Origin of the sequence: Streptomyces carpinensis (genome assembly GCF_002154505.1) — a bacterium.
Taxonomy (GTDB): Bacteria; Actinomycetota; Actinomycetes; order Streptomycetales; family Streptomycetaceae; genus Streptomyces; species Streptomyces carpinensis.
Genome location: NZ_MUBM01000212.1, coordinates 1 through 8,989, shown reverse-complemented (window position 1 = coordinate 8,989; position 8,989 = coordinate 1). Strand labels below are relative to the sequence as shown.

At 69.7% G+C, this 8,989-nt stretch carries 7 protein-coding genes; 3 read left to right on the top strand and 4 right to left on the bottom strand.

The window, feature by feature from the left end; translation table 11 throughout:
* Both BZY54_RS27555 and BZY54_RS27550 read left to right on the top strand, forming a co-directional pair.
* On the top strand, positions 1-2,305 hold a 2,305-nt coding region (locus BZY54_RS27555; RefSeq protein WP_107419830.1), incomplete at its 5' end, for a glycosyl hydrolase family 95 catalytic domain-containing protein.
* 122 nt (positions 2,306-2,427) lie between these two features.
* Positions 2,428-3,711, top strand: a complete 1,284-nt coding sequence (locus tag BZY54_RS27550) for an SGNH/GDSL hydrolase family protein (RefSeq protein ID WP_086728035.1) — start codon at positions 2,428-2,430, stop codon at positions 3,709-3,711.
* Positions 3,712-3,764: 53 nt separating this feature from the next.
* Here the strand turns inward: BZY54_RS27550 and BZY54_RS27545 are convergent, their stop codons facing one another.
* From BZY54_RS27545 to BZY54_RS27530, 4 genes are all read right to left on the bottom strand, one after another.
* Positions 3,765-4,265: a Dps family protein gene (locus tag BZY54_RS27545; RefSeq protein WP_086728034.1), complete on the bottom strand. Its 501-nt coding sequence runs from the start codon at positions 4,263-4,265 to the stop codon at positions 3,765-3,767.
* A gap of 392 nt (positions 4,266-4,657) precedes the next feature.
* Positions 4,658-5,134 (bottom strand): (2Fe-2S)-binding protein, encoded by a 477-nt coding sequence (locus tag BZY54_RS27540; RefSeq protein WP_086728033.1) that lies wholly within the window; start codon positions 5,132-5,134, stop codon positions 4,658-4,660.
* Positions 5,135-5,142: 8 nt separating this feature from the next.
* A complete protein-coding gene (locus BZY54_RS27535; RefSeq protein ID WP_244217362.1) occupies positions 5,143-7,458 on the bottom strand; it encodes a xanthine dehydrogenase family protein molybdopterin-binding subunit in 2,316 nt (771 codons plus the stop codon).
* A gap of 342 nt (positions 7,459-7,800) precedes the next feature.
* The gene (locus BZY54_RS27530; protein ID WP_086728031.1) at positions 7,801-8,193 is read right to left on the bottom strand and encodes a nuclear transport factor 2 family protein; all 393 of its coding nucleotides are present in this window, start codon (positions 8,191-8,193) and stop codon (positions 7,801-7,803) included.
* A gap of 156 nt (positions 8,194-8,349) precedes the next feature.
* On the opposite strand from BZY54_RS27530, the gene BZY54_RS27525 reads away from it, so the two are divergent.
* The gene (locus tag BZY54_RS27525) at positions 8,350-8,943 is read left to right on the top strand and encodes a PadR family transcriptional regulator (RefSeq protein WP_086728030.1); all 594 of its coding nucleotides are present in this window, start codon (positions 8,350-8,352) and stop codon (positions 8,941-8,943) included.
* The last annotated feature ends 46 nt before the right edge of the window (positions 8,944-8,989 follow it).

Genomic DNA, 8,989 nt, shown 5'->3' with positions numbered 1-8,989 from the left:
CGCCTCGGCGGCCCCCGCCCGCCCCACCTCCTCGCCCCTGCTGTCCGCGGCAGCCGCCGCGAAGAACCAGCTGTGGTGGCAGGCTCCGGGCTCCCCCAACTCGATGATCCAGCAAGGTCTGCCAGTCGGAAACGGGCGCCTCGGAGCACTCGCGGGCAACGACCCCGCCCGCGAACTGCTGATGATCACCGACGCCACCCTGTGGACCGGTGGCCTCAACGACACCCTGCAGAGCGACGGTCAGTTCCCCTACGGCCGCGACGACTTCGGCTCCCTGACCCTGCTGGCCGAGCTGACCGTCGACATACCGGGGCACGACCTGGGCTCCGTCGACGACTACCGCCGCTCCCTCGACCTGGCCCAGGGCCTCGTCAGCGCCTCGTACGACCTGTCGGGCGTCACCTACCAGCGGCAGATCTTCGCCAGCCGCCCCGACGACGTCATCGTCCTGTACTTCTCCCAGCAGGGCGGCGGCACCTACACCGGCACCGTCTCCCTCGCCGGCACCCACGGTGAGACCACCAGCGCCGACAGTGCCGGGCGCCACGCCTCGTTCGGCGCTTCCTTCGCCAACGGGCTGAAGTACGGTGCCGCCGTCACCGCCTACAGCGGCAGCGGCACGGTCGTCGTCAAGGGCGCGTCAATCTCCTTCAGCGGATGCAAGGACCTCACCGTCGTCGTCAGCGGCGGCACCGACTACGCGCCCGACGCGGCCGCCGGCTTCCGCGACCCGTCCCTGGACCCGGAACGCCTGGCTCGGGCCAAGGTCCTGGAAGCGGCCGGCCATTCCGCGAACACCCTGCTGCACACCCATGTCGCCGACTTCCGCCCGGTGTTCGAGCAACTGGACATCGACCTCGGCACCTCGTCCGCCGCACAGCGGAGACTGGACACCTGGCAACGGGTGCAGGCGCGCTACCGGGACAACGTCCCCGACCCGGAGCTCGAGGCCGCCTACCTGCAGTTCGGCCGCTATCTGATGATCTCCGGATCGCGGGGAAGCCTGCCGATGGGCCTGCAGGGCCCGTGGCTGGACGGCAACGACCCGGACTGGATGGGCGACTACCACACCGACATCAACATCCAGATGAACTACTGGATGGCCGACCGGGCGGGCCTGTCCGACTGCTTCGACGCCCTCACCGACTACTGCCTCGCACAGCTGCCCTCCTGGACGGACGTCACTCAGCGGCTGTTCAACTCCCCGGCCAACAGGTACCGCAACTCCAGCGGGAAGATCGCCGGCTGGACCGTGGCCATCTCCACCAATCCCTACGGCGGTGGCGGCTGGTGGTGGCACCCGGCAGGCAACGCATGGCTCTGCCAGAGCCTGTTCGAGCACTACGAGTACACCCAGGACCGGGCCCACCTCGAGAAGATCTACCCCCTCATCAAGGGCGCCGTGGAGTTCTGGGAGGCACGCCTCATCACCACGACCGTCACCGACGCCTCCGGCGCCTCACGCGAGGTCCTCGTCGCCGACAGCGACTGGTCGCCCGAACAGGGCCCGCTCGACGCCAAGGGCATCACCTACGCCCAGGAACTGGTGTGGAACCTCTTCGGCAACTTCCGCACGGCGACCCGGGTGCTCGGCCGGGACTCCTCCTACGGCGCGACCGTCGACGCTCTGCGTCAGCGCCTGTACCTGCCCGTCGTCAGTCCCACGACCGGCTGGCTGGAGGAGTGGATGTCGCCCGACAACCTCGGCGAGACCACGCACCGGCACCTCTCCCCGCTCATCGGTCTCTTCCCCGGCGACCGGATCCGCCCGGACGACTCCACGCCCAAGGACATCCTCGCCGGTGCGACGGCCCTCCTGACCGCCCGCGGCATGAACAGCTTCGGCTGGGCGAACGCCTGGCGCAGCCTGTGCTGGGCCCGGCTGAAGAACGCGGAGAAGGCCTACCAGCTCGTCGTCAACAACCTGAGACCGTCGGTGAACGGCGGCAACGGCAGCGCCCCGAACCTCTTCGACATCTACGAGGTCCAGCAGGGCCGCGGCATCTTCCAGATCGACGCGAACTTCGGCACTCCCTCCGCGATGATCGAGATGCTGGTCTACTCGCGCCCGGGCCACGTCGAGCTGCTGCCCGCACTGCCCGCCGCGTGGGCGGCGTCCGGTTCGGTTTCCGGCGTAGGTGTCCGCGGCGGTTTCGTGGCCGACCTCAGCTGGAGGAACGGCAAGGTCACCCGGGTGACGCTGAAGAGCGTCGGCGGCCGGGACACGACCGTCCTCGCGGCCGGCACCTCACGGAAGATCAGCCTCGTGCCCGGCCAGTCCATCACGCTGGGCAACCTCGGGTGAGGCCGGGTCGGCGCACGCGCCCGGACCGCCGGCCCGGACCGCGTGACGACGCCAAGCTCCCTGCCGAGACCGCGAAGCACCTCCTCCCGTCGCGCACCACGAGAAGAGTGGAGAGATCGTCGATGCCCCACAAGAAGGAAGGCCCGGCGCCGAGTCGCCGACCGCGCCGTAGGTTCCTGCTGTCCCTGGCCGGGGCGCTGACCGGCGCGGCCCTCGCCATCGTTCCGCTGAGCACCGCGAACAAGGCGACCGCGGCCACGTCCTCGCCGCAGGGCAAGGGCACGCGCGTCAGTGCCTGGGCGCCCAGCATGACGACCGGCGGCCCGTCCTTCAGCGACCAGACCATCCGGATGGTGGTGCACAGCAGCGTCGCGGGCTCGGACGTACGCATCACCCTGTCCAACCGCTACAGCAGCAGCCCGCTCGATGTCAGGTCCGTGGACGTCGCCGTCCAGGCGAGCGGCGGGGAGGCCACGCGCGGCACCACCCGCAACGTCACCTTCGAGCAGGCCCGCAGCGTCACGGTCCCCGCCGGCGAGGAGGCGGTCAGCGACGTCGTCCCGATCTCGGTCACCGCCGGGGAGAACCTGCTCGTCAGCCTCTATGTCCCCGGCACGACGGGCACCTCGACCTGGCACTCCGACGCGTTCGACACCACCTACATCGCCTCGGGCGACCACACCGGTGACGACAGCGCCGCCGCGTTCGGCACCACCACGACCTCGTGGTACTACCTGGCGGGGCTGGACGTCGTGTCATCGACGGCGAGGGGCGCCGTCGTCGCCTTCGGCGACTCCATCACCGACGGCTACCACTCCTCGACCGGCACCTACACCCGGTGGCCCGACTTCCTCGGACGTCGCCTGGGCGCCGCACCGGGGCCGCAGAAGCTGAGTGTCGTCGACGCCGGTATCGGCGGCAACCGGGTCCTCACCGACGTCCCGAACCTGTGGCAGGGGGTCAGCGCCCTCAAGCGCTTCGGGCACGACGCCCTCGGCCGGCCGGGCGTCAAGGACGTCATCCTCTTCGAAGGCATCAACGACATCGGCAACAACGCCGGTCCCGACGGCCGGCCGCTGACCGCCCAGGACCTCGTCAACGGCTACCGCACGCTGATCGACGAGGCACACGCCGCCCACGTCGACGTCATCGGCGCAACCCTGATGCCCGACGAGGGCAACGGGTACTACACGCCCGCCGCCGAGACGATCCGCCAGGACGTCAACCAGTGGATCCGCACCAGCGGCGCCTTCGACGGCGTCATCGACTTCGACCGGACCATGCGCGACCCCGCGAACCCGTCCGCCCTCGACCCGGCCTACGACTCAGGAGACCACATCCACCCCAATGACGCGGGCATGAAAGCGATGGCCGACGCGATCGCCCTGCGGCTGCTGCACTCCTGACGCGCGCGGACGCCGGTCGCCGAGCTGCCCCTCCAGGGCAACGCGGACAGACGTCAGACGGTTCTGTTCTCCGCGCTGACCATCCAGGCGTACTTCTCCAGGGAGTCGATGACCGTGTGGAGCAGGTCGGCCGTGGCGGGATCCTCGCTGTCGACCCGGTCATGGTGCGTGCGCAGCGTGTCGGCAGTGACGCGCAGGCGCGCGGTGACAAGATCGACAACAGTGCTCACACTCTGTTCCCCTTCCGGGAACGCGGGGAGTGTCGTGGTCGCTGTCACCGTGTCGGAGCGGCCGTCGGGCCAGGCGGCCAGAGCGCGCATGCGTTCGGCAATGGTGTCGGCCGCCTCCCGGGCCTCGTCGACGATTTCGTCGAGTTGCAGGTGCAGGTCCCGGAAGTTGTGGCCGACCACGTTCCAGTGGGCCTGTTTTCCCTGAAGGTGCAGTTCCACGAGATCCACCAGGATCTGTTGCAACGCTTGGGCGAGCTGCGGCGAGGCCGTGAATCCGGCCACATCGGCGTCCGAACGCCGGGAAGCATCGGGGGAAGCGGGCACGGGTGTCTCCTTGCGAAAGCACGACACAGCAGCCCCCTGGAACAGAAGGCCCGTTTTCCTACGCGATCAAGCGTATGCAGGTCACTCGCCGCCGCCACTGCGCGCGGTCCACTCGGGCGAGCTCGTCCGCCCGGAGCCCGGCGGTCCGTCGCCCGCACGGGCCGCGCCGGGTCGGCCCGACGAGCCGCATCCGGGCGACCATCGCCACCAGGTGCGGCCCGTCGCCGCCACGGTTTCTCGACGGTTCCTCACGGAAAGGGGCCCGGTACGCCGGCCCCGGTGGCCCGGGGCGCGCTCCCCGGTACGGAGGCGACGATCGCCACGGCGAGCGCCGCCGCCCTGCCCTCGGCGCGTCACCGCGCCGAGGGCTCGGCGGGCTCCGGCCCGGTGCCTCAGTACTTCTTCGCGCCGGCCTGGATCGCCTCGCGGATGCGGTGGTAGGTGCCGCACCGGCAGACGTTGCGGATCTCGTCCAGGTCGGCCTCGTTGATCTCCCGGCCCTCCTGGCGCGCCTGACGGACCTTGGCGACGGCCGTCATGATCTGCCCGGGCTGGCAGTAGCCGCACTGGGCGACGTCGTTCTCCAGCCAGGCCTCCTGCATCGGGTGCAGATCCTTGCCCACGGTGGCGGGCAGACCCTCGATGGTGGTGATCTCGTCGTCGGTGCCGACGTCCTTGACCGGCACCGAACACGGGTTGAACGCCTTGCCGTTGATGTGGCTGGTGCAGGCCTGGCACACGCCCAGACCGCAGCCGTACTTCGGTCCGGTCACGCCGAGGACGTCGCGCAGCACCCAGAGCAGCCGGACGTCGTCCTCGATGTCGACGGTCACCCGCTCGCCGTTGAGGATGAAGGTGTGTTCGGGCACGGGGGCTCCTAGAAGGCGCGGTCGAGGCCGTCGGTGGGGGATTCGGGGATCGGTGGGGTGGTGGGCAGCGGCTCGAAGCCGAGCGGTCCGTCGTGGTTGATCGGGAAGGTCGTCGGCATGGTGCCGGTGGCGCGGCCGTAGGCGCAGGCCACGGCGGCCGAGGTGGCCGGGACGCCCAACTCGCCCGCGCCACCGGGCTGTCCGGTGGTGGGCGGCATGACGAGGATCTCCAGCTCGGGCGGGGTGTTCCACTGGCGGGTGTAGAAGTACTCGTCCCAACTTCCTTCCAGGAAGTGCCCGTTGTCGAGGTGAAGGCTGGAGCTGAGGGTGATGGCGATGCCGTCCATGATGCCGCCCATCATCTGCGCCTCGAGACCGCGCGGGTTGACGGCAAGGCCCACGTCGACCGCGCACACGACCTTGGTGACGCGCGGGCCCGTGTAGGCGTCGCGGACCTTGCGGCCGGTGGTCCGGGGCCGGCAGTCGATCTCGGCCAGGACGGCGACGCAGGCGTGGTACTCGGGGTGCAGCGCGATGCCCTGCGCCATGCCGGCGGGCATGCTCCGGCCCCAGTCGCCGACCTCGGCGACCTTGTCCAGCACCGCTCGGGCCCGATCCTCCTTCAGGAAGGAACGGCGGAACGCGTAGGGGTCCTTGCCCATCCGCCTGGCCAGCTCGTCCACGACCAGCTCCTGCGCGCACCGCACGTTCGGCGAGTAGATGTTGCGCATGGAGCCGGTGCTGAAACCCTTGTCGGTCTCGCTCAGCAGCTGGGTGACGACACCGAAGTTGTAGGGGGTCTGCTGGGTCAGCGCGAAGATCGTCTCGGAGAAGGTGAGGTCACCGACCGGCAGCCGCGCCGCCTCGGAGGTGATGATCTCGCCCAGGCCGTGGCCGAAGTCGGTGGCGACGGAGGTGTGCCGCTGGTCGTAGGTGAGAACGTTGCCCAGCGCATATGTGGCACGTACCCGCGAGGTGGCCATGGGGTGGGCACGGCCCTGCCGGAAGTCGTCGGTGCGGTGCCACATCACCTTGACCGGCTTGCCCATCGCCTTCGAGATCTCGGCGGCCTCGGCAGCGGCGTCGTGGAAGAGCTTGCGACCGAAGGAGCCACCGCCCTCGGTGACATGAACCTTCACCGCGGAGACGGGCAGCCCCAGCTTCAGCGCGATCTGCTCCTGCGCGACGATCGGGGACTTCAGGCTCCCCCAGATCTCCGCCGAGCCCTCGCGCACGTCGGCGATCGCGCAGTTGGTCTCCAGCGCACTGTTGCTGGCGAAGTGGAACGTGAACCGGGCGTCCACCGACTTGGTCAGCAGGTCCAGGGAAGGGAGAGGGAGTTCGGCTCGGCGGAGTTCGTCGCGAATCGTGGCGTCCGAGGCACCCTCCGCGCTCCCCGGTCCCCAGGAGACCTTCAGCGCGCGCACGGCGTCGATGCACTGGCCGAACGTACGGCCGCGGACGGCGACACCGGTGGAGACCGTCACGACGTCGGTGATTCCGGGCATCGCCCGCACCTCTGCGAGATTGTCCACCGAGCGGACGGTGCCGTTGATCGTCGGCGGCCGGCACACCATCGTCGGCAGCGCGTCCGGGACATGCAGGTCCATCGCGAACTTCTTGCGCCCCGTCACCGCCTCGTGGGCGTCGATACGCCGCTGGGCGGTGCCGATGACTTCGAAGTCGCCGGCATCCTTGAGGGTGACCGGCTCCTGACTCGTCGTCACGGCCGCGGCCTTCTCCGCCAGCTCGCCGTAGGTCAGTGACTTTCCGGTCACCGTGGAGGTGATGACACCGGCTTTGGCGGTCAGGGTCTGCAGGGCCTCCCCGAGTACCGAGGCCGCCGCCTTCAGCAGCCGGCCCCGGGCCACGGCAGCCGCCACCCGAATCGGTGTGAAGGTCGAGATCGTGGTGTTGGAACCGCCGGTGAGCTGGTTGAACAGCAGCTCGGGTCGCGCGTCCACAAGCGTGATGCGGATCCTGTCCAGCGGCAGGTCCAGCTCCTCGGCGATCAACATCGCGCTGGACGTGGTGATGCCCTGCCCCACCTCGGCCCGAGGCAGCGCGAAGGACGCCGTACCGTCCGGGTCGACCCGGATCGTGATCAGGTTCGCCGTCGGCAGCGTCGCATGCGTGAGCATGTCGTTGAGGTCGTAGATCTCCGCCGGTCCCGGCAGCGACGGGACGGCGGCCGCCGCCTCGTTCGGCGCGAGTGCCGCCTCGCCGAGTTCGGCGGCCACGGTCAGCGTCGAGGCGGCCAGCACGTATCCGAGGAATCTCCGGCGGCCCACCCCGACCGGCTCGGAGGCTTCAGCCTGTCGCACAGAGCGCTCGTCTGCGTCCGTCAACGGTCCTCCCGGCCAAGCGGATTGCTCGTGCTCACAACGGCTCCTTGCAGTGCTTCCTGGGCCACTTCCCTCTTGAGGATCTTTCCGCTCGCGGTCGTCGGCGGGGAGTCCCGGGAGCATGGTGGTTCTCCGGTGGTTCGGTGTCGGTCTCGCGGCGCACAGGTGAAGATCTCCGGCGGCGCCGCCCCGTGGTGCGTCGCTACGGCGGCCGGGCCGTCGTGGTCGGGCCGGTTGCCGACCAGTCACGCGCCGTGCTGCCGGCCGTCGAACGAAGCCGACCCCGGAGAGCCGGCGTGCGCCGGCCGGCGTCGGCGTCCGTCACTGCCCGCCCGCCTCCCGGGCGATCTGGTCGAACTGGGCTCCCATGGCTTCGGCGAGCGCCTTGGCGGCGGAGAGCGGACGGACCATGACCAGGAATTCGTCGATCTTCCCCTCGTCGTCGAAGTGGAGGAAGTCGCAGCCCTGGAGCTGCCTGCCGTCGACCGTGGCGGTGAAGACGAAGGCATGGTCGCGGCCGTCCGGGTTCGCGATCTCGCGCACGTACGTGAAGTCCTCGAAGACGCGGGACACCCCGCGCAGGATCGCGGCGGTGATGGCCTTGCCCGGGTACGGCTTGAAGGCGACCGGGCTGGTGAACACGACGTCCTCGACCAGCAGGGCCTCCAGGGCGGCGTGGTCTCGGGCCTCGACGGCCTTGCGGAAGGGGTGCACGAGATCGCCTCTAGTCAATTTGTTGAATAAACGCATCGGATACTAGGGCTGGGCCGCGTGGGTTGTCGACCCCTCTGCGGCAAGGCCGGCGGCACATCAGGACAGGGCGGCAGTGGTCGCATCCGTGACTAATCAACGACGCGATAACCTCCCGTCATGGCATTGCGCAACGCGGTGATGGCCGCACTCCTCGATGGGGAGGCGTCCGGCTACGACCTCGCCAAGGGGTTCGACGCCTCCGTCGCGAACTTCTGGATGGCCACCCCTCAGCAGCTCTACCGGGAGCTGGAACGCATGGAGGGCGAGGGGCTCATCACCGCCCGTGTCGTCGAGCAGGAGCGCCGGCCGAACAAGCGGCTCTTCTCACTCACCAAAGCCGGGATGGAGGCCGTGCGTGCCTATGTCGCCGAACCGCCGGGCAGGCCGACGACGATCCGGGACGAGCTCCTGGTGAAGGTGCAGTGCGCGGACGTCGGCGACATCGCGGCCGTACGAGCGGCGATCGGCGAGCGTATGGAGTGGGCCACGGCCAAGCTCGCGCGTTACGAACGGCTCCGCGAGCACCTCCTGAAGGGGCGCACGGAAGACGAGTACTTCGCCGAGGCCGAACGGATCGGGCCGTACCTGACTCTGATGCGCGGCATCGCCTTCGAGCGGGAGAACATCCGGTGGGGCGAGTTCGCGCTCCGCAGGCTCGAGCGGCGTGCGATGACCACCGGCGGGCAGGGACGCGCAACGCCGGAGACGTGACGCCCCCGCCCCTCGCCGCTCGGCACCGGCCGCGGCCGGAAGTAAC